The following is a 26,736-nucleotide window of genomic DNA, read 5'->3' on the forward strand; positions in this document are numbered from 1 at the left end:
TTGCAATTATACAAAAAAAGCGATGAGGGTGAACTCATCGCTTTTATGTGCCCTCAATAACAATAAGTGGATTAATATTTCAATATCCTTGAGAAGCTACTTTTGCTTCAAGCTTGTCCAACCACGCTTTGAATCGTGGACATTTATTTATGATGGATTCTAATCCATTATCTAATGCTATGTACGCTCCATATAGTGGTTTTTTATACCCTTCTATAATTTTTAATCTTTTCGACGGCGCTGTATTGGCACCATCATTTATTAATTCTGGGTTTGGATATTGATCTATTATTGATTTTAATTCTGCTACTATTTTTTTGTCACAGCCTGGTATATCACTAAACCCTTTTATATCGGTAAATAACAACGCCTCAAACTCATGTAACTGAATGTACGGTACAAACCTACTATTGTTAATGTTTTCGCTTATTTGCTCCTCAATAAATGCTACTTTTTGCTCATTCCCATTAAGTCGATGAGATTCACTATAGCCAGGAAAATTATTAGGTAATCTATAATAGTCGATCAGGCTTGTCACAATTATATCGTGTTCTTTATTTAAGAATGTTATAACATCATATTTATATCTATCGTAACTATTAGACCCACCCATATCAAAACCCCGTATATCATATATTCCTCTGTCAGCAAAATAACGACGTAAGCAATTCTCAATAAACTCAACTTCAGTAGCTCCCTCAGCAATGAAATAGATAGCCCTTATCATGGTCTACCCCCTAACACATTTTTTTTCCATAATTCGCCCAATGTGTAATTATCAAGCCATTCACCTAAGGTGCTTTTACTTAGACGTTTAAAAATCGTTTGATCATTCTCTCTATCAACAACAATTATATCTTCAGGCTTAAAATTGTCTAACAAGTTAATAGACTGGGTAGAAACAATTATCTGAGAGTGCACCGATGCACTTTGTATCATCGCACCTAATTTTATAATAGCAGCAGGATGCAGGCCTAATTCAGGTTCATCTATTATAATCGTATTAGGTGGATCTGGCTGTAGTAATAATGTGCAAAGACAAATAAATCTTAACGTCCCATCCGAAAGTGAATATGCATTAAAAAGGTTATCATATCCTTTTTCTTTCCATCTTAATTCTATCTGATTTGGATTTAACTGGTCTGGCTGCAAATACAAACTATCTATAAATGGTGCAATAGACTTTACCGTAAATTCAAGGATCTTAAAATTCTTTGGAGCCAACTCTTTCATTTTATATAAAAATGCAGGCAGATTACTTCCATCTTCAATCAAATATTCATAATCCGTTGTATTACAAAAGCCTTTTAATTTTGAAGAATCGCTTGTATCATGAAAATGAAAGACCTTGAATGACTTAAAAAAATCTCTTAAAAATTGAGAACGGACAGAGCCATCATCCTGTAACCTACTTTCAGACGGGCCTCCAGAATTTATTTTCTTTAGACTCCATGAGATCTCGTCATTTGAAGTTTTGGTCTTCATATTGTAATCGCTGTATTCTTCGCTAAAAAATAAGCTGTTTGATTGGTCTGGCTCCATTTTAAAACTATAGCGGTTGCTTATTCTGTTATCTTCATTGGTAAAAATAATTTCTCCACCAATGAATTTTGACCGCCTCCCGAAATACATAAAGCCATCTGCCCGGCCTTTCCTTGAAATATGATTTTGCAATTGCTGCTCGAAAAGCATATTTAAAAACTTGAAAAAGCCTATAAAATTACTTTTCCCGGCACCATTGGAACCGATCAAAATATTAAGCGGATTGATACGTATTGGGCCACTATCCCTTATAGATTTAAAGTTTCTTATGTGTATTGAGTAAATACTCATTTGGTGGTATTATTATGGGTAATAACAAAAGTGTTCTGTATGAATGGTGATGTTATTTTCAAACTTAACAATTATCAGTTACATCACGTTACATCCAACAAAAAAAGCGATGAGCCTAAACTCATCGCTTTTTAGATCTGTGTAATCTCTAATTAAATCGGTGAAATCACCAATAGAATTATTTCTTACCGCTTTTCTCTTCCTGCTCAGCCTGGCGTAATGCACGCGAGGTAGTGATAGAAAGGATAGTATCTTCCGGAGTGTTGGTGATAACCAGGTTTGGAACGCTGATCTCACGTACACGTACCGATTTACCTACTTCCAGGCCTTCGATGCTTACTTCGATGGTATCCAGGTGGTCTTTAGGTAAAGCTTTAACACGCAGTTTACGCAGCTTCTGTACCAGTTTACCACCCATTTTAACACCTGGCGAAGTACCGGTTAAACGGATAGGAATTTCGATAGTTACAGGTTTTGCTTCGTCCAGTAACAAAAAGTCAACGTGCAGCATCTGCTCAGTCAACGGATGGAACTGCATGTCTTTAATGATAGCCTGCGATTTTGTGCCGGCAATGTCAAGATCGATGAAATGAACGTGCGGCGTATAAACCGCAGGCTTCAAATCAGCTGCAGACACTGAAAAGTGGGTCTGTGTAGCACCACCATAAAGAACCGCCGGGATCAAACCCTGGTAGCGCAGCTCTTTAGCGTCCCTTTTCCCTACGTTCTCTCTTGGAGAACCGCTAATAGCAATTGATTTCATTTTTTGTTATTTATTTATGTTAGTGACCTCTCCCCAACCCCTCTCCGAGGGAGAGGGGCTTAAGGAAATTATCTTTATTCCGTTTTTTACCTTTCTTCAAGTCCTCTCCTTTGGAGAGGATTTAGGAGAGGTGTTTTAGTCCACCTTAAACAACTGGCTGATCGACCCGTGCTCATTAACATTCATAATGGCGCTGGCAAACAGGCTGGCTGTTGAAAGTTGTTTTATTTTATCGCACACTTCCTGTTCCTTCAGCGGGATGGTGTCGGTTACGATCAGTTCGGTCAGTACCGAGTTTTGGATGGTTTCGTAAGCCTTGCCCGATAATACCGCGTGGGTACAAACGGCGCGAACGCTGGCAGCCCCCTTCTCCATGATCAGCGCGGCGGCTTTTGACAACGTACCGGCTGTATCGCAAATATCGTCTATCAGTACAATGTCCTGCCCGGTTACGTCACCTATCACCGTCATCGATTCAATTTCATTGGCGCGTTTACGGCGTTTATCGCAAATTACCACTTCGGCATTGAAGAATTTGGCAAAGGTACGCGCCCTGTACGAGCCACCCATATCAGGCGACGCGATGGTCAGGTTTGGCAGCTTCAGGCTTTTAATGTACGGTACAAATATTACCGAGGCATCCAGGTGATCTACCGGGATATCAAAAAAGCCCTGGATCTGCGCGGCGTGCAGGTCCATGGTCATCACCCGGTTAACGCCTGCTGCAACCAGCAGGTTGGCAACCAGTTTAGAACCAATGGCTACACGAGGTTTATCCTTTCTGTCCTGCCTGGCCAAACCGAAGTAAGGGATAACGGCGGTTACATAATGTGCTGATGCGCGGCGTGCGGCATCGGTCATCATCAGTAACTCCAGCAACTGATCGGCCGGCGGGTTGGTTGATTGTATCAAAAACACATCGCAACCACGTACCGACTCGTTAAAATGCGGCTGAAATTCGCCATCGCTAAAACGTGAAAGAACAACGTCGCCTAAATTGTGTCCATACTTTTCAGCTATTTTGCCCGCAAGCACTTTTGAGCCTGAACCTGCAAATAATTTTACCGTGTTGAACTGTAAAGGCATTTTGTATATCTGGTATTTTCTGTTTCGGATCTGTTAGCAGTATCTTCAGTTTCAAAACCTGAATAAACGACTTCGGATTTCAAATGTCCAGTTTCAAAATAAATCCGAAATTGAACATCCGAAATCCGAAGCTTATTGTTGCCCGACCTGGATTCGAACCAAGACAAACGGTACCAAAAACCGTCGTACTACCATTATACTATCAGGCAATTCCCCCGTAACAAAAGTACCTTTTGAAACGGACTGCAAATATAAGACGATAATTTTAATCTCAAAACCTAAATTTCAAAAAAATTATAAGGGGGTGATTTATAGGGAAAATCGCTTTTTGCAAGGTACCGGAGACCCTTTATTTGGGCGTTGCCTGCGCCCGGGCTATCCACTTCAAGTCCTCGCCGTGGCCGGCCCGCAACCCACCGGCTGCTGTGGGCTTTCCATTCCTATCCCTAACGCGGAAAGCTATTGGGCTAAAGCCCTCTCACTTTTACACTCTGTATCCGTCCCTTAAAAGGGACGGCAATGAAATTCATTCCCGGATTAAAATATAATTACGGCGGGTTCATTGCCGTTGGCTTTAGCCAACGGTTGTGGTGAATTACAAGCAGGGGCTTTAGCCCAACAGCTTCCCGCGTTAGAAGCCCCGCACATACGGGGGCTTGTGGCTAGGGCTTGTGCAGTATGAGCGTATAACCCGGCCACCGGCAACGCCAAAACCGGCCACATATTATATTGCGGTCATAATAAACCGCATAGCGTAGGCCGCGCAGCCTATACCCTGCATGGTTAAAATATGTTAAACTATACCACCGCATCAAGTTTTTAACTACTTTCGTCCAATCTAAATCAGCACCTATTGTAACACGTTGACATGAATTATAACAGAACCAATAACATTTTCGGCTGGCTGGCTTTCATCATTGCCTCGCTTACCTACATTTTAACGCTGGAACCATCGGCCAGTTTTTGGGATTGCGGCGAGTTCATCGCCTGTATCTTCCGCCTGCAGGTGGCCCACCAGCCCGGCGCGCCATTATTTACCATGATCGGCAAGGTATTCTCCCTGCTATCAATGGGCAATAACCACAAGGTGGCTTACTGGACCAACATCGCTTCGGCACTGGCCAGCGGTGCTACCATTTTGTTCCTGTTTTGGAGCATCACCGCGCTTGCCAAAAAGGTACTAATTAAAAAAGAGGGCGATCTTAACCTTACCAATATCATCCTGATAATGGGTGCCGGTTTGGTTGGCGCACTGGCTTATACCTGGTCTGATACATTCTGGTTCTCAGCTGTCGAGTCGGAGGTTTACGCGCAATCGTCGCTGTGTACCGCTATCGTGTTTTGGGCCATCCTTAAGTGGGATGCGCACGCCGACGAGCCTCATGCCGACCGCTGGCTGATCTTTATCGCCTACATCATGGGTTTATCCATCGGTGTGCACTTATTGAACTTGCTGGTTATCCCGGCTATAGCGGTGCTGATCTATTTCCGTCGCACTAAGCAAACTACCAGCAAAGGTACTATCGGCGCGTTTATGCTGGGCATTGTAGCCCTGGGTATTGTACTTTGGGGCGTGATACAATACACCGTCAAGGGTGCTGCTTATTTCGACCTGTTCTTTGTCAATACGCTTAAGATGGGCTTCGGCAGTGGCGCGGTAACGTTCTTCCTGCTACTAATTGCCGCCATTGTTTTAGGTATTTACTATACTGTTAAACCTGTTTCATCATACATTATAGCTGCAGCCGTTATCCTGATGGTGTTGTTCACCATTGGTGGCGGCATTGTTGGCTTTATAGTTGGCGCTGTTATTTTAGCTGTTTTAGAGTACGTGGTTAAGGTGCGCCGCAAGCGCTATATCCTTAATATGGCGTTGATCAGCATCCTGTTCATTTTGTTTGGTTACAGTTCGTTCGTGATGCTGGTGATCCGCGCTAAGGCCGGCACCAACCTAAACAACAGCGATCCTGAGGATGCCTTTACTTTGAGCAGCTACCTGAATCGCGACCAGTACGGCGATACACCTTTACTGTATGGCCAGTACTTTGATGCCAAAGCTACCGACCAAACCGATGGCGCGCCTATTTACCGCCGTGGTAAAACCCAATACGAGATTGCCGGTCATAAACAAAACACCGTTTACGATCATAATACCATCTTCCCGCGAATGCACAAAAACGACAAACAGGACGCCGTTCAGTTTTATCGCGATTGGATGCAGATGGGCCCCCAGGATAGCCCTAACTTTGCCACCAACCTGGGCTTCTTCCTCAGCTGGCAGGTGAACCAAATGTACACCCGCTACTTCCTGTGGAATTTTGTGGGCCGCACCAACGAAATGGATGGCCAGAATAACAGCAACGGTATTGATGGTAACTGGACCAACCCGCTGAAGCCAAACAAGGCTTACCCATATTCGGTTACCAAAAGTAAATCGTACAACCGCATGTATGCCCTGCCGCTTATTATTGGTTTAATTGGCGCGGTATATCATTTTATGCGTAAGCAAAAGGATGCCGGTATTGTGGGCCTGCTGTTCTTCTTTACCGGTTTGGCCATTGTGCTTTACCTTAACCAGGACCCACTACAGCCACGTGAGCGTGATTATGCCTACGCCGGCTCGTTCTACGCCTTTGCCATTTGGATAGGTTTGGGTGTATTGGCCATCGGCGAGTTTTTAGGTAAAAAAATGAACCCGAAAGTGGGCGCCATGATCGCTACCGCCGCCTGCTTGTTAGCCGCGCCGGTACTAATGGCCAGCCAGGAATGGGACGACCACGACCGCTCGACCAAAACTACGCCGCGCGATATGGCGACCAACTACCTTGAATCGTGCGCGCCAAACGCCATTTTATTCAGCTATGGCGACAATGATACCTACCCGCTGTGGTATGCGCAGGAAGTTGAGGGCATCCGCCCCGACGTGCGCATCGTTAACCTAAGCTTACTGGGTACCGACTGGTACATCCGCCAGATGAAGCAGAAGATGAACGATTCGGAACCATTGCCTATCAGCATGCCGAACGAAAAGTTTGAAGCCGGTGTGCGCGATGTGGTTTATGTAAGCGACCGTAAAATTGCAGGCGCTACAGAATTGAAAGATGTTTTCGACTTTATCACATCTGATGATGCCGCAGCGCAGGAACAACTGTTTGAGAACAGCCCGAAGATGAACTACATGCCAACCAAAGATCTGAAGATGACCATCAATGCAGATCAACTGGTGAAAGATGGCGTAGTTCCGGCTGCTGATAAGGATAAGATCATGCCTGAAATGACATGGAAATACCCATCAAACTATGTAACCAAGGATAACCTGGCCATGATGGATATATTGGCGCATAACAACTGGAAGCGCCCCGTTTACTTCACCATTACCGTTGGCACCGAAAATATGCTGGGTATGGACAAGTATATGTTTAACGAGGGTTTTGCTTACCGCCTGTTGCCTGTAAAAACCGATACGGCTACTACCCAGCCACTGGAGGCTGCTAATACCATGATCATGTATAACAACATGATGACCAAGTTTAAATGGGGCAACATGAAGAATGCCAAATACCTGGATCATGAGTCGATCGTGATGTTCTACCCTATCATCCTGAAACAATTCCTGTTGCTGGCCGATCACCTGATGAAAGAAGGCAAGCCTGAACTGGTGCGCAACGTTTTACAACGTTACGATGATGTGCAGCCAAACCTGGTACCTTATATTGATGTGCTGCTGCGCAAATACTATATGGTGGAATATGCCTATAAACTGGGAATGACGCAACTGGGCAATAAGTGGACCAATGAGATAGACGATTATATAACCAACCTGATCGACTATAACATTAACACTACCGGCGACGTGGGCAGCCGCGATATGCAGGCCAGTATGTCGTTACTGAATGGTTTGGAAACGCTTACCAAAGATTTCCACCAGGATGCATTACATAAAAAGATAGAAGGCCAATACAAAGGGTATGTTGGCAGGCTTGGCGGCGCTGCGAAGTAAAAAACTGCACAACCCTGCTTAATCAAAAAAACCGGCCTGTTATACAGGCTGGTTTTTTTGTGCCCGTAAATTTGAGGACATAAAAAAACAGGTGCCTGTAACCGCAAGCACCTGTTATCAGAAACACTTATGAAAAAACAGTCCCTACATCACATCATCAAAACTAAAACCAATATGGGCTTTGTGATATAGTGATATAAAGATGCAAACTATACGCGCGGGGCTGAAGCAAGTATCGGTGAACGGGCATTTTGTATGGATGAATGACCGCTGATGAGGTTCGTCTGAACCGCTGATCGAGAATGATTTTTTGATTACGCTGAATCTTTATAAAACGAAAGAGATTTACGAAGTTTTAAAACGGCGAAGCCCTCAATAAGACCTTAAAAATAATAATGCAACGAGTTAAACTTCGTAAGCCTGATTGCAGCATAATCTAAACTCAGCGCCCAATTAACTAATAAATTAGTTAATTAATTTGAAATATGTATATTGTTTGCGGAATAACATCGCAATTAAACATCGGCATGAACAACATCAACTTTAAGATAGCCCTGCGTACTTTTCTGAAAGGCAAGTGGTATAACTTTTTAAATATCACCGGGCTGGCCCTGGGTTTGGCCGGCTTTATCTTTGTTACCTTATATATCGATAACGAAACCGGTTACGATGCCTGGAACAAAAACAGCAACCGCATTTACCTGGTGGAGCGGGAGATGCCCAACGGGTCATCGCCCTATACCCCGGGCAAACTGGCCGCGTCCATTAAAAGCCAATGCCCCGAAGTGGAGGAGACCGGGCGTACCAATACCGCCTTGTTTCAATTACCGTTTTACACGCCATCGGGCAGGTTTTTGGTGAAGCAATGGCTGGGTGCCGATTACGCCATCGCTAAAATATTAGGCATTAAACCTAAGGGCTTTGAACTGAACGCCAACAGCGCTACACCAACAATTTTACTATCTAAAAACATGGCGCGGGTACTTTTTCCGCGCGATAGTTCTGTACAGAACAAAACGGTGAATATGATGTCGGCAAATGGCGCGCCGATGCCTATTGCCGGTGTGGCCGGCGATCTTCCCGGGAATACCAATTTAAGTTTTGATTGCATTGGCTTTAGTAAGGATATTACCGAGGGCAAAGATCAGAGCTATGCCAACCGAATTTATAAAACCTACCTGCTGGTAAAACCCGGTGCAGATATCGCCCGGCTATCGAAAAAAATAGATAAAATTTACAAAGATGCCGCCATGGCCGATAGCAGCCTGGTAGCTAAGGAAGCTTTAAGTTCATCGGCCGGGCCGGTAATTTATTTAGATCCGTTAAAAAACCTGCACCTGAAGCCCCATTACGGTTCAAAGGTGAACGACCAGGTGGTAAAAGGTTTGGCCATACTGGCCATTATTATATTAGTGATCACCGGGGTTAACTTCACCAACCTCTACATTTCGCAAGCTCACAGGCGTGCTAAGGAGGTGGGCGTAAAAAAGGTGAACGGCATTACCAAACGGCAGATCATCCTGCAGTTTCTGGCCGAAATTTTTATGCAATGCCTGTTTGCCTTAGTGTTTGCTTTAGTTGTGGTTTACATCGGCCTGCCCTATTTTAACAGGCTATTGGGGGTTGATCTGCTGCTATCGGGCATCAATTTTAAAATAATAGCGCAACTGGCCGGCACACTTATCGTACTCACCTTGCTGGCGGGTGTTTACCCATCGATAGTGATGGCCGGCTTTAAACCGGCCGAGGTATTGCGCGGCAGTCAGTTTACTAAAGGTGATACCTTCGCCTGGATACGGGGCGGCATCACCGTATTGCAGTTTACCTTTGCCATTGCCTTTGTAATTACGCTGATCGTTATCGGCCGGCAGGTTGATTTTATGCACTCGGAAGATCCGGGCTTTACGGCCAGGCAGGTGGTTTATATCGATAATATGGGCATCTATAATGATCCGCAAAAGTTTGCACTTGTAAGCGACCGGATAAAAACTATTCCGGGAGTGCGCGACGTTTCCGTTGCCAGTAATGTGCCGGGCGGCCTTATACCCGCCACGCAGGAATATGCTGTTGAGGGCAAATCTTATGCCATGCAAACCATTGGCATTGGCTACGGCTATTTTGAAACGCTGAACATCGGGCTAAAAGATGGGAAAGTATTTTCAGTCGCCGCGGCCGATCCGGCGAGCGCCGTCATCAATCAAACTGCCGCTAAGGCCATGGCCCTGGCAAACCCCATTGGAGCGACGATAAAAGGCTGTGGAGGCGCTTATAAAATAATTGGCGTAGTTAACGATGTAAAAGCCAACGGCTTTGAAGAGAAAGTTAAGCCAACCATCTATTTAACTAAAAATGTGTGCGGCATAAACGCTACCCAGATCATGATCAGCGCCGAAGCCAAGGCTATCCCCACTCTGCTGACCACGCTAAATCACCAATGGAAGGATATCAACAAGTTGGACGGCGATAACTTCAACTATCACTTTCTTGACGAGACCTACGGCCTGCTCTTTAAAAAGCAGGAGCAACTGCAATCGGTACTGGCCTGCTTTTCGGCATTGGCTATATTTATCTCATCGCTGGGCATCTTCGCTTCGGCAGCGCAGGCCATCAGGTTGCGCACAAAGGAAATTGCCATCCGCAAGGTTTTCGGCGCGCAGGCACGGCAGTTACTGGTAATCTTAAGCAAGCCTTTCTTTTATATTGTTTTAATGGCCAATGCCATTGCCTGGCCCCTGGCGTTTGTTATTGCCGGCAAATGGCTGCAAACCTTTGCCTACCGCATACCGGTTTCTTATGTGCCGTTTGTTATCGCGTTAGCAGTTTCGATAGTTATTGTGGCGCTTACCGTTTGCCTGCAAACTTTAAGAGCGGTGAGGTTTAACCCGGCCGTGAAATTGAAGGTGTGATATCTCCGAAAACAAAAAGACTTACGGAGTTTTAAAATTTCGTAAGTCCCTATCGCTCCTTATTTCGCCATTGCAATGTGCGTAGCGATGAGGCCGTGGAAACTAACCAAGGTTAAGACTCGCCCGGTCGTGGCTACGCCCGACCCCCTCTCTCCGTTGCGCGGAAAGATGGAATGGTTATTCGATACTACTCCCGCCATCTTTCCATACAGCAAAGAGAGGGCCGACAAACAAGTCCGGCTGTGTATAAACAATTGACAATCCCCTAACCATAAATCTCCCCGCCATTTACCACCTTTGCACAAATGACCAAACACGAAATAGTATATTGCGACCGCTGCCGGGCCACATTTGAGTGTAAAGCCAATGCCTACACTAAATGCCAGTGCAACACCGTACAGCTTACGCTGAACGAGGTGCAATACGTAAGCGAACTGTTTGATGGCTGCCTGTGCGCAAACTGCCTGCTGGAATTGCAACAGGAATACCGGGTAGAAAATGGGTTGACGAAAGGTTAAATATTAATTATCTTTGAATATGACCACAATAACAATCAAGGTTCCGGAAAAGGCGCAGGAGAAACTATCAGCTCTGGTAAAAGAGCTCGGCGGCGAGGTCATATCTATTTCAACAGCTAAAGCTTCGAAAAAAAACAAGCTTTTAGAAGAAATCCGGACAGGCTTAAAAGAAGTCAAGGAAATCGAAGAGGGGAAATCGAAATTCTATACCATGTCCGATCTTTTCGATGAATAATATTCGTTTAACAGCTTACTTTTTAAAAAAAGCCAAGCGTCTTCTAAAAAAATATCATACACTACAAACCAGTTTAAAGCAACTCGAAAAGGAGCTATTACTTGATCCCAAAATTGGGGATAGTTATGGTTTTAATATCTACAAAATACGCCTTGCCGATGAATCTAAAGGCAAGGGTAAAAGCGGAGGATTTAGAGTTGTTACTTATCTTATTGAACAAACGAGCGACACAACCAATATTTATTTGATTACCATATTTGATAAATCTGAAGAATCGTCTATTGACAAAGATGATATAAAGAAAATCCTACGTGCAGAAGGGTTGTTAAAAAACTGATATGTCCCAATTTTTACAGCAAATTACCTGCGAATTTGACGAGAATTATTCTGTTTTAATAGAAGACGATGGCCGTGTAGCTTATGCCTACCTGTTGGAATATGGCGATGTGATAGGAGACGTTTGGTTATATAACCAGGATGCAGCACCGGGCGACAGCAATTGGGTGAATCAGCAAACGCCTTATCTTAACCCCGCTGAATACCTTGCTCCCCATGCCAACATCGCCCCCGTCAAAAAAGAAAGTGAAATACGCTGCGAGTGGACCGAATCGCCGAACGATAGTTTAATAGAAGCGGCCATCTGGATACGCGATAAATTCATCGCGCAGGTGGTATCGGGTTCAAAACCGGGCTGGTCTACACTGGTAGTGAAGGATGGGCCGCTGGCTTTGGTGTATTGATTAATTTAAAACGGTTTGTCATTTCGACCAACGGGAGAAATCTTATACGAGCAGCCGTTGTTAGTGTAGAAGATTTCTCAGTCGCGCCATCCCGCTAATCCCAGTCTCTGCTTCTTCGAAATGACAATGGAAAGGACTTCCCGACTTTACTTATACTGCTCTACCACCTGCTTCAAAGCAGCTGCCTGTACCACGCCACTTTGGCGCCATTTTAACTGACCATCTTTAAACAGGATAAGCGTTGGTACGCCCTGCACATTATAAGCACTGGCGGCGGCGGGATTTTTATCTACATCTATTTTAATGATCTTCAGGTCGTCGCCGGTCATATCTTTCAGTTGCTTCAATATCGGGGCCATCATTTTACAGGGGCCGCACCACTCGGCCGAGAAGTCGATCAGGATGGGTTTGTCGGATTTTATCAGGTCAGCAAAAGTTGCCATAACGTTTCTTTTATGTAGTTAACAATTGGGGATAGATAATGGTTTGCATCAACAAGCTTATCACTCTGCATATGCAATAGTAGCTATGCTTAATTTTAATCCGGGCACGGTGAGTAGTACAGCAGCGCAGGCTTCAAGCGTAGCGCCGGTGGTAACCACATCGTCAACCAGCAATACGCGTTTATCTATTAAGCTATCGGGATCAGCAACAGCAAACACATCCTGCATATTCGCCGCCCGGTCAAACCGCGATTTTTTGGTTTGGGTGGCGGTAGCTACGGTGCGGATAAGATTATTGATCACTACTTTGGTTTGCAGCGCCTGGGCTATGCCCTCGGCAAAACCGGCGCTTTGGTTATAACCACGTTTGCGTAATTTACTTTTATGCAGCGGCACAGGTATAACGGCATCAAAAATTTTTAAGTGATCTGTTTGCCGTAATTGTGCCCCGGCCATATTGCCCAGCTTGTTGCCCATAAGCGGCGTGTTTTTATACTTGAGGCTGTGAATGAGTTGCTGCGTTTTGCCGCCTTTATTAAAATATAACAGTGCATAAGCGGCATCAAGTTTTACCTTACCCCAAAACTGCCGGGCTACGATATTATCAGCTTGCTGATGGAAATTAGTATAAGGCAGATCATAAATACACCGCGTGCAGATAAGCTCTTCACCCCCTATTAAACTTTCTCCGCAAGCATGGCAAAGATCGGGAAATATGAGGGAGATAAAGTCGGTTAGGTAGGCGCGCAGGTTCATGGGATTTAAGGTAAAGATAATATTTATACCCTGATAATTGTTATATTTGAATATGGAAACACTAATCATGCATCCTGAAAATAAAGAGCAGCTAACGGCGCTAAAGGCATTTGCTAAAGCAATGAAAGTTAAATTTGAAACAAATAAAAGTCCTTACAGTGATGAGTTTGTTGCGAAGATAAAGGAAAGTGAAAGGCAAATTAAGGAAGGCCAGTTCATTGTACTTGATCCCAATAAATCGATATGGGAAAATATCGAGTAGTCTTATCGAAGGATGCTGTCAAAGACATCTCCTATATAAAAAGATCAGGCGATACCGCTTCAATGAAAAAAGTTGATATTATCATCTCAGAATTACATATACATCCCGAAACCGGTACAGGAAAGCCGGAAAGATTAAAGTTCGATTACGCTGGATATTGGTCAAGAAGGATAAATAAAAAAGACAGATTGGTTTATCGAATAGACGATGAAATAATAACCGTTAACATTGTTTCAGCCATTGGCCATTACGGTGATAAATAATAACTCCTGTTTTTTCTCCAACCTCAAATACCCATTCATATCCAAACGCCCTCACATACATCGCAAAAGATCAAAAAAGATGAGGGCGATAAAGTCGGTTAGGTATGCGCGCAGGTTCATAAGGCGGTTAAGGTAATATTACCGGGACTGGTTTCCCGGCGTATTGAACAAAGTAAACGATAACCACCATTACTGGTATTAAAAAAGGTAACCAAAAAGAAAACCAATAACCTTTTTTGTATAGACTGATGCGAAACCCCTCCGAATTAGTTGTGTTATACTGCTTATCAATAGCGTATCCCAAATTGTAGAACAGGTTAGCCACACCCATCATAAACAAATAGCCTATACCCTGAAATACTATGGTGAACAGCGTGATCTCGAAATCAAAATCATACGGTGCGATAAGCAGGGAACCTAAAATGGCGTATAACATAAACGCTGTAATACCAGCAATTACAAGTCCTTTATTATAGTGAAACCTGCGTTTTCGCCACCACTGTTTTTTCTCAATATCAATTGCTTCCATTCAGAAATATGTTATCTACTTCCACTCTGTCCACATTATCCGGCTGATCTTCCATTCCTTACCTTGTTTTTTCAAGGTCATCAGGTAATTACCTTTTGCCCTATTGGTTTTATGGGTATGGGCATCAATTAAGGTTTCGTTATAGCTGCCGCCATCCCAGGCTATCGGTCCGCAAACATCAAGCCCGGTACTTTGCAAATTGCACTTACTGGTAAACTGGCGCATTACCTGCTGATATAAGGCTTGTATCGCCTTTTTACCGGCTACAGCCTTTTGTCCCGGCGAATAAAAGATGGCATCGTCCGTGTAAAGGTCCATCGTTTTTTGCAATTGCTTGTTTTGCAATGACGAAGTCCAGTTGCTCCGAAGGTCTGCAATGAGTTGACGGTCGGTTTTATTGACCCCTTTCTGCGCGAAGCTATTAAAGCTTATTATCAGCAGGCCAAACAATATAGTTTTTTTCATCGCATCTGTTTTAAGTGCATTCGTAATCTATACCTTCTCCCCAAAAGCCAGATCGCCCGCATCGCCCAAACCAGGGACAATATAGGCCTTGGTGGTCATTTCCTCATCAACCGCACATACCCAAATATTGGCTTTCGGCAGGTGAGCGCGCACATGCTCAATCCCCTCGGTACTTGCAATTACGGCGGCTATGTGCAGGGTTTTAATTTCGTAGGTGGCCAGCAATTCCTTGCAAACTTCAACAATACTTTGGCCGGTGGCCAGCATGGTATCGCAAAGTATAAATGTGGTATCATCCAGATTGGGCGTACTGATATGGTCTATCTTGATCACAAAATCGCCGCTACGCTTTACTTTGCGGTAGGCAGTGATAAACGCGGCGGGAGACTGATCGAAAAAGTTCATAAAACCCTGCTGAAAAGGCAGGCCTGCCCGCAGGATAGTGCCGATAACCGGATGTTCGGTAGGCAGGTTAACATTGGCCAGACCAAGTGGGGTTTGCACTTCAACCTCGGTATAGGGTAGTTTCTTGCTGATCTCGTAAGCCAGTATCTCGCCCAGGCGCTCCTGGTTGCGCTTAAAGCGAAGGCGGTCTTGTTGGGTGTCTTCATCGCGCAATTCGGCCAGGTATTTGTTGGCGATGGAGTTGGTTTTGTTCAGGATGAAAAGCATTGGGTCGGTGATCAGTGAGTAGTTAATTAGTGATTAGTTTACAACGTAAATATAACATTCCTGCCGGCTTAATGTTCAATGTTAATGCAGCGCAGCAGTTTGATGTTGACATAGGGTTGTCACTTCAGGTTGTTTAATTTGCGTTATTGCAATGTAAACTAATCCCTAATCACTGATTAACTAATCACTAAAACAGTATTTTTGTTTAATCCATGGATTTTAATCTCACATCATTATACAAACCCACCGGCGACCAGCCCGAGGCTATCCGTCAGCTGGTAGAAGGTGTTAACAATGGCGATCCGTTCCAAACCCTGCTGGGGGTAACCGGTTCGGGTAAAACGTTTACGGTGGCCAACGTGATACAGCAAACGCAGCGGCCCACGCTGATATTAAGCCATAACAAAACCCTGGCCGCCCAGCTTTACGGCGAAATGAAGCAATTTTTCCCCGAAAACGCGGTGAACTACTTTGTATCGTATTACGATTATTATCAGCCCGAGGCCTTCATCCCCAGCAGCAATACTTATATAGAGAAAGACCTGCAGATAAACCAGGAGATAGAAAAACTGCGTTTGCGTACCACCTCGGCGCTGATGTCGGGCCGCAGGGATGTAATCGTGGTATCGTCTATATCGTGCATTTATGGTATGGGGAACCCCGAGGATTTTGCCAACTCGGTATTCAAATTCGCGGTGGGTACGCGCATTAGCCGTAACTCGTTCCTGCACCGCCTGGTAGAGATCTTATACGCCCGCACCACGGTAGAGTTTAAGCGCGGTACCTTCCGGGTAAAAGGCGATAACGTGGAAATTTTCCCGGCCTATCTGGATTATGCCTACCGCATTACCTTTTTTGGCGATGATATTGAGGAACTAAGCACCTTCGACCCGGCCACCGGCAAAACGGTAGAGAAAATGACCCACATGGTGGTTTACCCCGCCAACCTTTACGTTGCCCCGCGCGATAGGTTCCTGAAATCTATCTGGGCCATCCAGGAAGAGTTGGAGATGCGCAAAAAGCAATTTATTGCCGATGGCCGTTTCCTGGAAGCTAAACGTTTGGAAGAACGCACCAATTACGATCTGGAGATGATCCGCGAGCTGGGATATTGCTCGGGGATTGAGAATTACTCCCGCTTTTTTGATGGCCGCGAGCCGGGGGCAAGGCCATTCTGCCTGTTGGATTATTTCCCTGATGATTACTTGATGGTGATTGATGAAAGCCACGTTACCGTCGGGCAGATCCGTGCCATGTACGGTGGCGACCGCTCGCGCAAGATCTCGCTGGTTGATTACGGATTCCGCCTGCCTGCCGCGCTGGATAACCGCCCGCTTAATTTCCAGGAGTTTGAGCGACTGGCTCCGCAAACGCTGTATGTAAGTGCTACCCCGGGCGATTATGAACTCGAAAAATCACAAGGTGTGGTGGTGGAACAGGTGATACGCCCTACCGGCCTGCTTGATCCTGTAATTGATGTGCGCCCGGTAATCAACCAGGTGGACGATCTGCTGGACGAAGTTGACAAAACCATTAAAATGGGCGACCGTGTGCTGGTAACCACCCTTACCAAACGCATGGCCGAAGAACTGGCTAAATACATGGACCGCTTGGGCATCAAGTGCCGCTACATCCACTCGGAGGTAAAAACCTTGCAGCGTGTAGAGATATTACGCGGCCTGCGTTTAGGTGAATTTGACGTATTGATCGGTATTAACTTACTCCGCGAGGGTTTGGACTTACCTGAAGTTTCGCTGGTAGCAATTTTGGATGCGGATAAGGAGGGTTTCTTAAGATCAGAGCGTTCGCTGATACAAACTATAGGTCGCGCCGCGCGTAATGACAGGGGCCGGGTGATTATGTATGCCGATACCATCACCGATTCGATGCGGATAACCATCGACGAAACCAACCGCCGCCGTGATAAGCAGATGGCTTACAACGCCGAGCATGGCATAACGCCTCAAACGGTAGGCAAATCTAAAGAAGCTATCATCGAACAGACATCGGTAATGGACTTCATCGGCGGGGTGCAGAAAGCTTATGTAGAAGCCGAGACGGTAACAAACGCTTTAGCCGCCGATCCGATCGTTCAATACATGAGCAAAAAAGATCTGCAAAAGTCTATCGATAATACCAAGAAAGAAATGATGGCTGCCGCCAAGGATATGGACTTTTTAACAGCCGCCAAGCTTCGCGACGAAATGTTCGCGCTGGAGAAAATGATGCTGGAGAAGTTTTAGCGAATGTGCAGATGTGCGGATATGCAAATGTGCAGATACCTGCATAGTTTTTCATTTGCACATCTGCATATCCGCACATTTACACATTCACTTCATCACAAAATCATAATTCATTCGTTATTACTTATATTTGCAAGCTAAAACTGAATTGAGATGATCAGGTTTCTTATCGAAATTATCTGCGTATTATATTTGATCCGTGTTATCGCGCGTTTCCTGTTCCCATTTTTGTTTCAAAGCGCGGTTAAAAGCGCTATGAATAACGCGCAGCAACAGTACCAGCAAAACTATACCCAGCAACAGCAAACACGTAAAGAGGGTACTATCAAAATAGACCATATCCCCGAACAAAATAAAAAGAAGGGTTCCGTACCCGATTCTGAAGGTGATTTTGTAGATTACGAGGAAATTAAATAAACCTTAGCCATGTTACCCGAAGAACTGTATAAACGCAAACATTTCGGCACGCCCGAATCGCTGATACTTATTGTAGTGAACTACGTTGTGGTAGCCTTCGCTATAGAATTGTTTGCCATGTGCACCAAAATAAACTGGATGTTTTGGGTATCACTGGGCCTGCTGGCCTTATACAATGTCTATACTATCCGCCGTAACCGCGAGGAATACGGCAAAAATAACATCATTGGTTATATTGTCAGCCTTGCCGGCCTGATACTGATGTTCGTCCTTTTCCGCATGAAGGCGCAGCCTTGTTAATAAAATCTCCGCATTAACTATTATAATTCCTAATCTCACTCAAATTTCTATTTTTGAGGATTATATTTTTATTTCAACAATTCAAAACAATGAATAATTGGTTCAAGCAAAATGGTATCCATTTGGCCATTATCGGGATCTTTTTAGGGATCTGCTTCTTTTATTTTACCCCGTCCTTTAATGGCAAAACGCTTGGACAAAGCGATGTGATCGGCGCCCAATCAACCCAAAAGGAAATTAACGATTACCGGGCCAAAGGCGAAACCATCCTGTGGACCAATCAAATATTTGGCGGTATGCCTGCTTATCAGGTTTGGGCACCATACAGCGCCAGCATAGCTACATGGATATTGAAAGCCGGGCAGGCTGTATTCCCAAATCCGGTTGATGTAGTGTTGATATTGATGCTGGGATCGTACCTGCTGTTTTCGGTTTTACGTATGAACCCATGGCTGGCAGCAGCAGGGGCCATCGCGTTCACGTTCTCATCATATAATATTATTTATTTGGTGGCAGGTCACGCTAACCAGGTTTATGCCATAGCTTACTTCGCGCCTATTTTGGCGGGTATTATACTTACGTTGCGCGGCAAATATCTTACCGGTGGTGCCTTAACCGCTTTGTTTTTGGCGATGGAGATCAAATCGAACCACTTGCAAATGACTTACTACTTGCTGCTGGCTTTGATCATTTTGATCTGCATCGAACTTTTCCATGCCATCAAAAGCAAAACCATGCCGGCTTTTTTAAAGTCGATGGCTTATTTGGGCGGCGCGTTGGTGCTGGCTTTAATGGTAAATGCTGCAGTACTATGGAGCACCGGCGAGTATGCTAAAGACAGCTACCGCGGCCCATCTAACCTTACGCATAACAGCAAAGAGCCAAAGAACGGCCTGGCCAAAACTTATGCGTACGAGTGGAGCCAAAGCGTAGGCGAGTGCTTCACCTTCCTGGTTCCTAACGCTTATGGCGGCGGCACCGGTACCGAAGTATTAGATAAGGATTCGGAAACGGCAAAGGTGTTTATCGCCAAAGGCCAGTCCGAAGAGCAATCGGTACAGTACGCGCAGCAAATATCAAACAGCCAGGGCTTCGCGCTGTATTGGGGTAACAAACCCATGACTTCCGGCCCATGGTACTTTGGCGCAGTGATCTGCTTCCTGTTCATCTTTGGTTTATTAATAGTTAAAAACCGCCTGAAATGGTGGGTATTGGGTACCGTGGTATTAACCATGTTGTTATCGTTCGGCCGTAACTTCCCTTACGTGTCCGATCTGTTCTTTAACTACTTCCCGCTGTATAATAAGTTCCGCGCCGTTGAATCTATTTTAGCCATAACCAGCCTGTGCTTCCCGATACTGGCATTTTTAGCCATACAGGAAGTGATAGACGCTAAGGATAAAACCGATATTTTTAAAAAGCTGAAGCTAGCCGGCTATATTACCGGCGGCCTTTTACTGATCCTGATCGCTATCCCTGATACCATTTTAGATTTCAAATCAGCCGACCAAGCCGCTGCTGTTTCAGGCCTAACCAACGCTTTGCAGGGCGACAGTGCCTTTGCATCAAGCATAGCTAATGCATTAGTAAAAGACAGGATAGCTTTAGAACGTGCCGACGCCATCCGTTCATTAATATTTGTAGCCCTGGCCTTTGGTATTGTTTTGGCATTTGTAAAAGAAAAGATCAACCTGACCATTGTTTCGGTAGCAATACTGGCCCTGGTGCTGATAGATATGTGGCAAATTGATAAACGCTACCTGAAAGAAAGCAGCTACCAGGATAAAGTAGAGGTTGACCAGGTAGTGAAACCCCGCGAGGTAGATCAGTTTATCCAGCGCGACAGCGACCCTGATTTTAGGGTGTTTGATGCTTCGGCAGGTTTAAAGAACGATACTTACAATCCGTTCTTCCATAAATCGGTTGGCGGTTATTCGGCCGCACGCTTAAAGCGTTTCGACGAGCTGATCGATAACCAATTTAGCGCCGGTGTTAACCAGGATGTATTGGATATGCTGAACACCAAATACATTGTTACAACCGACCCTAAAACCGGTACTGCCAGCATGCATGTTAGCTCTACCGCCTGTGGCCATGCCTGGTTTGTTAAAAAGATAAGCTTTGCAGAAAATGCCGACCAGGAGATGCAGGCGATCAGCGCGTTTGCTCCTAAAGATGAGGCAATGGTTGATAAACGCTATAAAAGCCTTATTGATGAGAAAAAACTTGATGTTGATCCAAACGCCACCATTACGCTGACCAAATATCACCCGGATCACATGGAGTATCAAAGCGGCTCTACCGCGTCGATGATCGCCGTTTTTTCGGAGATATACTATGACAAAGGCTGGAAGATGCTGATTGACGGTGTGGAGAAACCATATTTCCGTGCCAACTATGTATTGCGTGCCGCGCAGATACCGGTGGGTAACCACAAAATTGAGTTTGTGTTCCACCCGGCATCCTATTATGTTGGCGAGAAGATTTCCTTTGCTGGTTCTATCTTGCTGGTGCTGGCTTTAGGTGGCGCTGCTTATAGTGGGATTAAGCGGAAGGAGAAGAAGTAATACTCACCACCCGTCATTGAGGTACGAAGTTTAGATAAACGAAGGAGGCCCCGATAAATCGGGGCCTCCTTCGTTTATTAAAGCAATACTGGCTTCAGTTTATAACTGAAGCCAGTGTTTTGGCCTTCTCGTTTATATATTCAAATAAAACTTCTCCCAAAAATCAACCGATTTAAATAACTCGGTCCGGTCCGCAGCGGCTGATTCGCCACCACCCGGGGCACCGCCCCCTCCGCGCATGCCACCACCGCCACGGCGGCCTCCGCCCATACCGCCACCACGCATACCGCCGCCGCCCATGCCTCCTCCCATTCCACCCATACCGGGGCTGCCGCCACGTTGACCGCCGCCATTTTCGGGTTTGCTTAATCCATTAATTTTAAAGTTAAAGGCCCATTGGTCTTTATCAGCTTTATACTCGCCAAAAAACTTTAGCGGTACCGAGGCTTCATAAACAAGATAGCCGTTGGCATCGTAATTAATAGCTGCTTTTATACCGTAAGTATTGGTGGTGGTAATCACATCGCCTTCGATATCTTTAAAACCCACCACCTTAATTTCGCGCAGTTTGGTTAGGCGTGCGCGCATCAGTGCGTCGCGGTCTTCCTGGGTAACGTTCTCTTCGCCAGGCTTGCGCATCATTTGCATGTTTGGCTTTTCGCCTGCTTCGGCCATGGGAAAGGTAAGGCTGTAGCTGGCCTTCTTCTTGCCTTTTGTGTCGATACTTACGGTAAGTCCGGCGCCCAACACCCGTGCTTGTTCAGTGCGGTCGTTAAGCCTAAAGGCGATATAAAGGTTATCCTTATCGTTGGCCAGGGTGTAGTTTAGCTTTTTCTCCTCGTTAAAATAGCGCAGGCTGTCGGCCCATTCCTTCAGGTCGCCGTCAACTTTTACATCGGCAGGCGGTGGTTGCAGGATATTTGTTTTTGATTTGGGTTGAGCCGATACTGTGGCAACCGTTAAAAGCAAAGCACATGTAGTGCAGGCAAAAGGCAGGTATTTGTTCATTTAGCAGGGGTATTTAATAAAATATATAAAACAGGGCAAAACAACGTTTATGCGCTGTATAAACCTAATTTTAACATTTTTATTGCAGCTTTTTTAAGTAAATTTGCCTTTACATATGCCAACAGAGGTACAAGAAGAAACATTTACGCTCGAGGAGCTGCTTGCAGGTTTAAAAGAAATGCACCGCCTGATATTGTGGAATGATGACCATAATACGTTCGACCATGTGATCCATTGCATGATGAAATACCTCGATTATTCTGAACCACAAGCCCAAAAAATTGCCTGGAAGGTACATAACGAAGGAAAATGCGCCATCCTTGAAGGCTCGTTTACCGAGGTAGAGGTGTACCGCAAAATATTGCAGCAGGAAGGTCTTACCGTATCCGTAGAGTAAATTTCGCCACCATAATTAACTTACTGTTAAAAACTTAAGTTAACTTTTAAAATTCACTTAACAATATCTTAATTACTATTTGATATTGTGCTTATACTGTTAGTGTTCCTTTGCGGGAACATTTCAACAGTATATGAAGAGAACCCTTACCCTATTTTTCTTACTGACCCTTATTACCGGTTTTGCCTTCGCGAACGGAATTATTAAAGGTACAGTTACCGACAAGAAAACCGCCGAGCCCCTGATCGGCGCCACAGTCCACATCAAAAGCAAAAAAACAGATTTTAAGCAATCCATCAGCACAGGGCTTGATGGCAGCTACACCTTTAAAAATGTACCAGCCGGCGAATACGAGGTTGAAGCTAAGTACATCTCGTACAAAGACGAGGACAAAAACATCACCTTAAAAGATGGCGACGTTGCCATTGTAAGGCTGCAATTAGAAGCTAAAGGCAGCGAGTTAAAGGAAGTTGTAGTTGGCGCCAAAGCGGCAGGCGGCTCAGACCAAACCGCGCGTCGCATTGAGCAACGCTCGGACCAGGTGCTGAACGCCGTATCGGCCAAAACCATCGAGATATCTCCGGACATTACCGTTGCTAACGTAATGCAGCGTGTATCTGGCGTATCGGTTGAGCGCAGCAGCAATGGTGAAGCGCAATACCCCATCATCCGTGGTATGGAAAAACGTTATATCAGCACACTTATTAATGGTGTTAAGATACCAAGCCCTGATAATAAAAACCGTTATGTACCGCTGGATATTTTCCCTGCCGATATTATAGACCGCCTGGAGGTTTATAAATCACTTACGCCAAGCATGGAAGCCGACGCGATTGGTGGTGCGGTTAACCTGGTATTAAAAGATGCACCCGATGACTTTACCGTTAATGCCAACCTGGCTGCGGGTTATTCACAAATATTTTTCGACCGTGATTTCGTTTCGTTTAACCATTCATCGGCAAATTCATCGCCACGTATCATGAATGGTAACGATTACCTGGCCACCAATGCCGATTTTAGCAACAACCGTTTTAAAACCAATACAAGCAAACCGGTATCAAGCGTGTTTGGCCTTACCATAGGTGGCCGTACTGCCGATAAAAAACTGGGGGTATTGGGCGCATTAAGCTATCAAAACACTTACCGTGGTAATAACAGCGTATATTTTGGCACCGATGTTGACCGCAATAATAACGAGCCTGTTGTTTCTGATGTTGAATCGCGTACGTACAATATCCAGCAGCAGCGTACTGGCGTACACACCAAAGCCGACTACAAGTTTGACAGCAATAACAAAATAGACCTGTACGCGGCCTATCTGAACCTTACCCAAAACCAATACCGCCTTGCATCGGATACCGACCTGGTGCTTGGCCGTACCGGCATGGGGGTTGGCCGTGTTAAAATTAACCAGCGCAGTTCACGCATTGTTCAACAGATCTACAATACCACTTTAAAAGGGAACCACCGCATCACCGATAAATTCCGTACAGACTGGTCGTTGGTTTACTCTAAAGCAGAAGCGAACGAGCCCGACCGCGCTACACTGGACATTTCGACAGGTGTATTACCAAGCGGGCAGGTAATAGCCCCAACTTTCGACGCGCTTAACGGGCAGCAGCATGTTTGGGCTAAAAACTCGGACAGGGACAAGGCAGCTTACCTGAATTTCGCCTATACACCAAAAATCTTAAGCACCGATGTGGAGTTTACCTTCGGTGGTATGTACCGCGATAAAGACCGTACCAGCATTTACGATAGCTATAGCTTAAGGCCGGTACCATCAACACAAACCGTAGCCCCTGCTATTGAAAGCAATACTTTCCAGATATTTAACACCCAGGGTACATCAGACGATGCGCTTAACTATGTGTTTAACGAAAAAGTAGGCGCTTACTACGGCCAGTTTAAATTTAACATCGGCAAGGTGCAAACCATTGGCGGTATCCGCACCGAGTATACCCGCCAGGGCTGGCAAACCGGTGCTTCGCAAAAACTGGCAGGCACTACCGGCCATATCGAATACTATGATGTATTGCCAAGCCTTGCCTTTAAATATAAAATCAGCGATAAACAAAACCTGCGCGCCAGCTACTATTCGGGCATCAGCCGCCCGGGTTTTTACGAACTGGTACCGCACACCGGCGGCGACCCGGATGCCGATTACACCGAAATTGGTAACCCTAACCTTAAACGCGTAACTGCCGATAACTACGACCTGCGTTACGAGTTTTTCCCTAAAGCACTTGATCAGTTATTAGTTGGCGCGTTCTACAAGCAGATCAACAACCCTATCGAGTTTGCTATTACCAACAACACCGGCGGCGCTACCGGCTACTCGTTACAGGCCAGCAACTTTGGCACTGGTACCAACTATGGTTTCGAGCTTGATTTTACCAAGTACATACACAACTTCGGTATCCGCGCCAACTATACTTATACCGACTCGAAGATCACCACATCTAAATACGTGCGTTACCGCGATGCCGGCGGCTTCTTAACTCAGCGCCCCGAAATGCAAACCCGTCCGCTGCAGGGCCAGTCTAAAAACATAGGTAATGTTTCATTACTTTATAAGAGCGCCAAAACCGGTTTAGACGCGCAGATAGCGCTGGTATACACCGGCTCGCGTATCAATTCGGTATCGCCATACCTTGATAACGATATCTGGCAAAAAGCATCAACCCAGTTAGATGTTTCGGTTGAGAAAAAGCTGTTCAGGCATTTCTACGGATATGTTAAGGCTGCTAACTTATTAAATACCCCTTTCGAACTGGAATTACACCGCCCGTATAACCCGGCATCAACCGTATTACCGGTGGAATATGAAACTCCGGGTAAAAATGTATTTGTACGCCGCGACAGGTATGAGCAAACCTACCTGATTGGCTTACGCTTTAAATTGTAAACATTGATCAATTAGCTGATATATGAAAAGAATTATTCAACTGGCAGTTATTACAGGTAGCATGTATATGCTATCGGCCTGCCATCAAAAAGAAATTGTAAGCATCTCAAAACCTACCGTTGAAGCCGGCGCCGCCATCACTTCAGACACGTTGAAAGGGAGTGTTAAAGGCACCATGGTTAGCGGTAAAACATATTATTTTAAAAGCGATGTTACCGTAAACAACGGCGATACGCTTTTAATGCAAAGCGGTGTTAAGCTGATCGCCCTTGGCGACGGCTCATCGGCCGCTAAAAGCCCGCAATTAACCATCTATGGTACATTTATAAGCCTGGGTACACAGGAGGCCCCAAACTGGATAACCGTTCCGGATGCGCAACGCGTACAGGCTAATGCATTTGCAGGCATATGGGGCGGTATAGTTTGCGCTCCGGCCCCGGCACCAGACCCAAACGCGCCTAACCCTTACAAAGGCGGCGACCTGATATTGAAATGGACGCACGTTGAGTTTGCCGGAGGCCCATCGGGCATTGGTAACCCGCCTTACGCGCAGGGCGACCCACGCTACCTGATCCTGTTTGCTAACCTGAACAAGAACTTTATTATGGAAGATTGCTGGATTTACGGCAGTAAGGATGATGCCATCCGTACTACCGGTGGTAATATCAGCATTATGCGTAATACATTTGAATCGTGCGGGCAAGCCGGTGGCGAGTTCTTTAACATGAAGAGTGGTACCGTAGGCGATTTGGCTTATAACGTGCTGATAGGCGCGGCCACCAACTCGCTTAAAGCGGCAAATACCAGCACAACCACTATACAGTGTAACGTTAACATGTATAACAATACCATGATCAACGGCGGCTGGCGCCAAACCAAAACAGGCCGTGGCGGCTCTATCGATTATGAGCAGGGCGCGCGTGGCTTATGCTACAATAACCTGATGGTAAACTGCCGTTTTGGCCTGCGTGTAACTACCGATGCCGACATCCCTAACATTGCCTACAACAATAACTATGATTATGGTAATTCAGCAGGTATTGTTGCCCAGTTTATAGCTACCGATGGTGTTGCCTCGTTTAAGGACAAAGACATCCACGGAACAGCCAAACAAAATAACCCTATGTTTTATGGTTTTGATGTAGATAAGTTTGACTACAGCACACAAACCGGGGCGGTATCATATACCGCGCAGCCTTTATACCTGTTAACTGTCGGCACATCAAACTTCCGCCTGTTGCCAGGTTCGCCTGCTATTGGCAAAGGTAAAACCGATTTCTCTCCGTTAAAAGCGGTAACAGCTACCGGCACATTGGGTGCAAACGTAATGGCGCCGGGTAAAGATATCGGCGCTTACCAAAGCGATGGTACCGGTAACCAACACTAATCAATATTCATTTCATTCAATTAAAATAAACTCAGGAT

At 45.3% G+C, this 26,736-nt stretch carries 25 protein-coding genes and 1 tRNA gene; 15 read left to right on the forward strand and 11 right to left on the reverse strand.

Features of this window, described 5'->3' with window-relative positions; genetic code table 11:
- Positions 1-79: 79 nt before the first annotated feature.
- From HQ865_RS17940 to HQ865_RS17960, 5 genes are all read right to left on the reverse strand, one after another.
- Positions 80-727 (reverse strand): DUF4276 family protein, encoded by a 648-nt coding sequence (locus tag HQ865_RS17940; RefSeq protein WP_173416223.1) that lies wholly within the window; start codon positions 725-727, stop codon positions 80-82.
- Positions 724-1,833, reverse strand: coding sequence for an AAA family ATPase (locus HQ865_RS17945; RefSeq protein WP_173416224.1), 1,110 nt, complete (start codon positions 1,831-1,833; stop codon positions 724-726). Before HQ865_RS17945 ends, HQ865_RS17940 begins: the two co-directional genes overlap by 4 nt.
- A 178-nt stretch (positions 1,834-2,011) precedes the next feature.
- Positions 2,012-2,596, reverse strand: coding sequence for a 50S ribosomal protein L25/general stress protein Ctc (locus HQ865_RS17950; protein WP_173416225.1), 585 nt, complete (start codon positions 2,594-2,596; stop codon positions 2,012-2,014).
- A 135-nt stretch (positions 2,597-2,731) separates the two neighbouring features.
- Positions 2,732-3,682, reverse strand: a complete 951-nt coding sequence (locus HQ865_RS17955) for a ribose-phosphate pyrophosphokinase (protein WP_173416226.1) — start codon at positions 3,680-3,682, stop codon at positions 2,732-2,734.
- Between the two features lie 138 nt (positions 3,683-3,820).
- A tRNA-Gln gene (locus HQ865_RS17960) sits at positions 3,821-3,891 on the reverse strand.
- 659 nt (positions 3,892-4,550) lie between these two features.
- Between HQ865_RS17960 and HQ865_RS17965 the strand changes: the two genes are divergently transcribed.
- The 6 genes from HQ865_RS17965 (at position 4,551) to HQ865_RS17990 (ending at position 12,081) form a co-directional block, all read left to right on the forward strand.
- Entirely contained in the window at positions 4,551-7,682 is a 3,132-nt protein-coding gene (locus HQ865_RS17965; RefSeq protein ID WP_173416227.1) for a glycosyltransferase family 117 protein, read from the forward strand.
- A gap of 485 nt (positions 7,683-8,167) precedes the next feature.
- Positions 8,168-10,588: an ABC transporter permease gene (locus HQ865_RS17970; RefSeq protein ID WP_173416228.1), complete on the forward strand. Its 2,421-nt coding sequence runs from the start codon at positions 8,168-8,170 to the stop codon at positions 10,586-10,588.
- 305 nt (positions 10,589-10,893) lie between these two features.
- The gene (locus HQ865_RS17975; protein WP_173416229.1) at positions 10,894-11,106 is read left to right on the forward strand and encodes a cysteine-rich CWC family protein; all 213 of its coding nucleotides are present in this window, start codon (positions 10,894-10,896) and stop codon (positions 11,104-11,106) included.
- Between the two features lie 19 nt (positions 11,107-11,125).
- Positions 11,126-11,341, forward strand: a complete 216-nt coding sequence (locus HQ865_RS17980) for a hypothetical protein (RefSeq protein ID WP_173416230.1) — start codon at positions 11,126-11,128, stop codon at positions 11,339-11,341.
- Positions 11,334-11,678, forward strand: a complete 345-nt coding sequence (locus HQ865_RS17985) for an addiction module toxin RelE (RefSeq protein WP_173416231.1) — start codon at positions 11,334-11,336, stop codon at positions 11,676-11,678. The genes HQ865_RS17980 and HQ865_RS17985 overlap by 8 nt, the downstream gene beginning before the upstream one ends.
- Position 11,679: 1 nt before the next feature.
- On the forward strand, positions 11,680-12,081 hold the full coding sequence (locus HQ865_RS17990; protein WP_173416232.1) for a hypothetical protein: 402 nt from the start codon (positions 11,680-11,682) through the stop codon (positions 12,079-12,081).
- 146 nt (positions 12,082-12,227) lie between these two features.
- Here the strand turns inward: HQ865_RS17990 and trxA are convergent, their stop codons facing one another.
- Both trxA and HQ865_RS18000 read right to left on the reverse strand, forming a co-directional pair.
- Positions 12,228-12,524 (reverse strand): thioredoxin, encoded by a 297-nt coding sequence (trxA, locus tag HQ865_RS17995; RefSeq protein WP_173416233.1) that lies wholly within the window; start codon positions 12,522-12,524, stop codon positions 12,228-12,230.
- 60 nt (positions 12,525-12,584) lie between these two features.
- Positions 12,585-13,280: a ComF family protein gene (locus tag HQ865_RS18000; protein WP_173416234.1), complete on the reverse strand. Its 696-nt coding sequence runs from the start codon at positions 13,278-13,280 to the stop codon at positions 12,585-12,587.
- Positions 13,281-13,332: 52 nt separating this feature from the next.
- On the opposite strand from HQ865_RS18000, the gene HQ865_RS18005 reads away from it, so the two are divergent.
- Together HQ865_RS18005 and HQ865_RS18010 are read left to right on the forward strand one after the other, a co-directional pair.
- Positions 13,333-13,542: a DUF2683 family protein gene (locus tag HQ865_RS18005; RefSeq protein ID WP_173416235.1), complete on the forward strand. Its 210-nt coding sequence runs from the start codon at positions 13,333-13,335 to the stop codon at positions 13,540-13,542.
- Positions 13,524-13,805 carry a Txe/YoeB family addiction module toxin gene (locus HQ865_RS18010; protein WP_173416236.1) on the forward strand — a complete coding sequence of 94 codons (282 nt, stop codon included), beginning with the start codon at positions 13,524-13,526 and terminating at the stop codon, positions 13,803-13,805. Before HQ865_RS18005 ends, HQ865_RS18010 begins: the two co-directional genes overlap by 19 nt.
- A 127-nt stretch (positions 13,806-13,932) precedes the next feature.
- Here the strand turns inward: HQ865_RS18010 and HQ865_RS18015 are convergent, their stop codons facing one another.
- The 3 genes from HQ865_RS18015 to upp are packed head-to-tail and all read right to left on the reverse strand — an operon-like array spanning position 13,933 to position 15,471.
- Positions 13,933-14,334 (reverse strand): hypothetical protein, encoded by a 402-nt coding sequence (locus HQ865_RS18015; RefSeq protein WP_173416237.1) that lies wholly within the window; start codon positions 14,332-14,334, stop codon positions 13,933-13,935.
- Between the two features lie 15 nt (positions 14,335-14,349).
- Positions 14,350-14,799, reverse strand: a complete 450-nt coding sequence (locus HQ865_RS18020) for a YybH family protein (protein WP_173416238.1) — start codon at positions 14,797-14,799, stop codon at positions 14,350-14,352.
- A gap of 27 nt (positions 14,800-14,826) precedes the next feature.
- A complete protein-coding gene (upp, locus tag HQ865_RS18025) occupies positions 14,827-15,471 on the reverse strand; it encodes a uracil phosphoribosyltransferase (RefSeq protein ID WP_173416239.1) in 645 nt (214 codons plus the stop codon).
- Positions 15,472-15,683: 212 nt separating this feature from the next.
- On the opposite strand from upp, the gene uvrB reads away from it, so the two are divergent.
- The 4 genes from uvrB (at position 15,684) to HQ865_RS18045 (ending at position 20,998) form a co-directional block, all read left to right on the forward strand.
- Positions 15,684-17,714 (forward strand): excinuclease ABC subunit UvrB, encoded by a 2,031-nt coding sequence (gene uvrB / locus HQ865_RS18030; RefSeq protein ID WP_173416240.1) that lies wholly within the window; start codon positions 15,684-15,686, stop codon positions 17,712-17,714.
- 153 nt (positions 17,715-17,867) lie between these two features.
- Positions 17,868-18,131 (forward strand): DUF4834 family protein, encoded by a 264-nt coding sequence (locus tag HQ865_RS18035; RefSeq protein ID WP_173416241.1) that lies wholly within the window; start codon positions 17,868-17,870, stop codon positions 18,129-18,131.
- A 9-nt stretch (positions 18,132-18,140) separates the two neighbouring features.
- On the forward strand, positions 18,141-18,431 hold the full coding sequence (locus tag HQ865_RS18040; RefSeq protein WP_173416242.1) for a hypothetical protein: 291 nt from the start codon (positions 18,141-18,143) through the stop codon (positions 18,429-18,431).
- A gap of 89 nt (positions 18,432-18,520) precedes the next feature.
- Entirely contained in the window at positions 18,521-20,998 is a 2,478-nt protein-coding gene (locus HQ865_RS18045) for a YfhO family protein (protein ID WP_173416243.1), read from the forward strand.
- A gap of 132 nt (positions 20,999-21,130) precedes the next feature.
- Here the strand turns inward: HQ865_RS18045 and HQ865_RS18050 are convergent, their stop codons facing one another.
- Positions 21,131-22,006 (reverse strand): hypothetical protein, encoded by an 876-nt coding sequence (locus HQ865_RS18050; RefSeq protein ID WP_173416244.1) that lies wholly within the window; start codon positions 22,004-22,006, stop codon positions 21,131-21,133.
- 115 nt (positions 22,007-22,121) lie between these two features.
- Here HQ865_RS18050 and HQ865_RS18055 point away from each other — a divergent pair, with 115 nt between their 5' ends.
- From HQ865_RS18055 to HQ865_RS18065, 3 genes are all read left to right on the forward strand, one after another.
- Positions 22,122-22,403: an ATP-dependent Clp protease adaptor ClpS gene (locus HQ865_RS18055; protein ID WP_173416245.1), complete on the forward strand. Its 282-nt coding sequence runs from the start codon at positions 22,122-22,124 to the stop codon at positions 22,401-22,403.
- Positions 22,404-22,536: 133 nt separating this feature from the next.
- On the forward strand, positions 22,537-25,311 hold the full coding sequence (locus tag HQ865_RS18060) for a TonB-dependent receptor (protein WP_173416246.1): 2,775 nt from the start codon (positions 22,537-22,539) through the stop codon (positions 25,309-25,311).
- Positions 25,312-25,333: 22 nt separating this feature from the next.
- Positions 25,334-26,698: a hypothetical protein gene (locus HQ865_RS18065; protein ID WP_173416247.1), complete on the forward strand. Its 1,365-nt coding sequence runs from the start codon at positions 25,334-25,336 to the stop codon at positions 26,696-26,698.
- Positions 26,699-26,736 lie beyond the last annotated feature (38 nt).

This window comes from Mucilaginibacter mali (assembly GCF_013283875.1).
In the GTDB taxonomy this organism is placed as follows: domain Bacteria; phylum Bacteroidota; class Bacteroidia; order Sphingobacteriales; family Sphingobacteriaceae; genus Mucilaginibacter; species Mucilaginibacter mali.

What these genes read in the sequence shown, in the direction of transcription:
- HQ865_RS18035 (WP_173416241.1), top strand. Translation starts at nt 17,868, where the DNA reads ATGATCAGGTTTCTTATCGAAATTATCTGCGTATTATATTTGATCCGT.
- HQ865_RS17940 (WP_173416223.1), bottom strand. Translation starts at nt 727, where the DNA reads ATGATAAGGGCTATCTATTTCATTGCTGAGGGAGCTACTGAAGTTGAG.
- HQ865_RS18060 (WP_173416246.1), top strand. Translation starts at nt 22,537, where the DNA reads ATGAAGAGAACCCTTACCCTATTTTTCTTACTGACCCTTATTACCGGT.
- HQ865_RS18045 (WP_173416243.1), top strand. Translation starts at nt 18,521, where the DNA reads ATGAATAATTGGTTCAAGCAAAATGGTATCCATTTGGCCATTATCGGG.
- HQ865_RS17980 (WP_173416230.1), top strand. Translation starts at nt 11,126, where the DNA reads ATGACCACAATAACAATCAAGGTTCCGGAAAAGGCGCAGGAGAAACTA.
- HQ865_RS18065 (WP_173416247.1), top strand. Translation starts at nt 25,334, where the DNA reads ATGAAAAGAATTATTCAACTGGCAGTTATTACAGGTAGCATGTATATG.
- HQ865_RS18015 (WP_173416237.1), bottom strand. Translation starts at nt 14,334, where the DNA reads ATGGAAGCAATTGATATTGAGAAAAAACAGTGGTGGCGAAAACGCAGG.
- HQ865_RS17945 (WP_173416224.1), bottom strand. Translation starts at nt 1,833, where the DNA reads ATGAGTATTTACTCAATACACATAAGAAACTTTAAATCTATAAGGGAT.
- trxA (WP_173416233.1), bottom strand. Translation starts at nt 12,524, where the DNA reads ATGGCAACTTTTGCTGACCTGATAAAATCCGACAAACCCATCCTGATC.
- HQ865_RS18020 (WP_173416238.1), bottom strand. Translation starts at nt 14,799, where the DNA reads ATGAAAAAAACTATATTGTTTGGCCTGCTGATAATAAGCTTTAATAGC.
- upp (WP_173416239.1), bottom strand. Translation starts at nt 15,471, where the DNA reads ATGCTTTTCATCCTGAACAAAACCAACTCCATCGCCAACAAATACCTG.
- HQ865_RS18005 (WP_173416235.1), top strand. Translation starts at nt 13,333, where the DNA reads ATGGAAACACTAATCATGCATCCTGAAAATAAAGAGCAGCTAACGGCG.
- uvrB (WP_173416240.1), top strand. Translation starts at nt 15,684, where the DNA reads ATGGATTTTAATCTCACATCATTATACAAACCCACCGGCGACCAGCCC.
- HQ865_RS18050 (WP_173416244.1), bottom strand. Translation starts at nt 22,006, where the DNA reads ATGAACAAATACCTGCCTTTTGCCTGCACTACATGTGCTTTGCTTTTA.
- HQ865_RS18010 (WP_173416236.1), top strand. Translation starts at nt 13,524, where the DNA reads ATGGGAAAATATCGAGTAGTCTTATCGAAGGATGCTGTCAAAGACATC.
- HQ865_RS18055 (WP_173416245.1), top strand. Translation starts at nt 22,122, where the DNA reads ATGCCAACAGAGGTACAAGAAGAAACATTTACGCTCGAGGAGCTGCTT.
- HQ865_RS18040 (WP_173416242.1), top strand. Translation starts at nt 18,141, where the DNA reads ATGTTACCCGAAGAACTGTATAAACGCAAACATTTCGGCACGCCCGAA.
- HQ865_RS17990 (WP_173416232.1), top strand. Translation starts at nt 11,680, where the DNA reads ATGTCCCAATTTTTACAGCAAATTACCTGCGAATTTGACGAGAATTAT.
- HQ865_RS18000 (WP_173416234.1), bottom strand. Translation starts at nt 13,280, where the DNA reads ATGAACCTGCGCGCCTACCTAACCGACTTTATCTCCCTCATATTTCCC.
- HQ865_RS17955 (WP_173416226.1), bottom strand. Translation starts at nt 3,682, where the DNA reads ATGCCTTTACAGTTCAACACGGTAAAATTATTTGCAGGTTCAGGCTCA.
- HQ865_RS17965 (WP_173416227.1), top strand. Translation starts at nt 4,551, where the DNA reads ATGAATTATAACAGAACCAATAACATTTTCGGCTGGCTGGCTTTCATC.
- HQ865_RS17970 (WP_173416228.1), top strand. Translation starts at nt 8,168, where the DNA reads ATGTATATTGTTTGCGGAATAACATCGCAATTAAACATCGGCATGAAC.
- HQ865_RS17950 (WP_173416225.1), bottom strand. Translation starts at nt 2,596, where the DNA reads ATGAAATCAATTGCTATTAGCGGTTCTCCAAGAGAGAACGTAGGGAAA.
- HQ865_RS17985 (WP_173416231.1), top strand. Translation starts at nt 11,334, where the DNA reads ATGAATAATATTCGTTTAACAGCTTACTTTTTAAAAAAAGCCAAGCGT.
- HQ865_RS17975 (WP_173416229.1), top strand. Translation starts at nt 10,894, where the DNA reads ATGACCAAACACGAAATAGTATATTGCGACCGCTGCCGGGCCACATTT.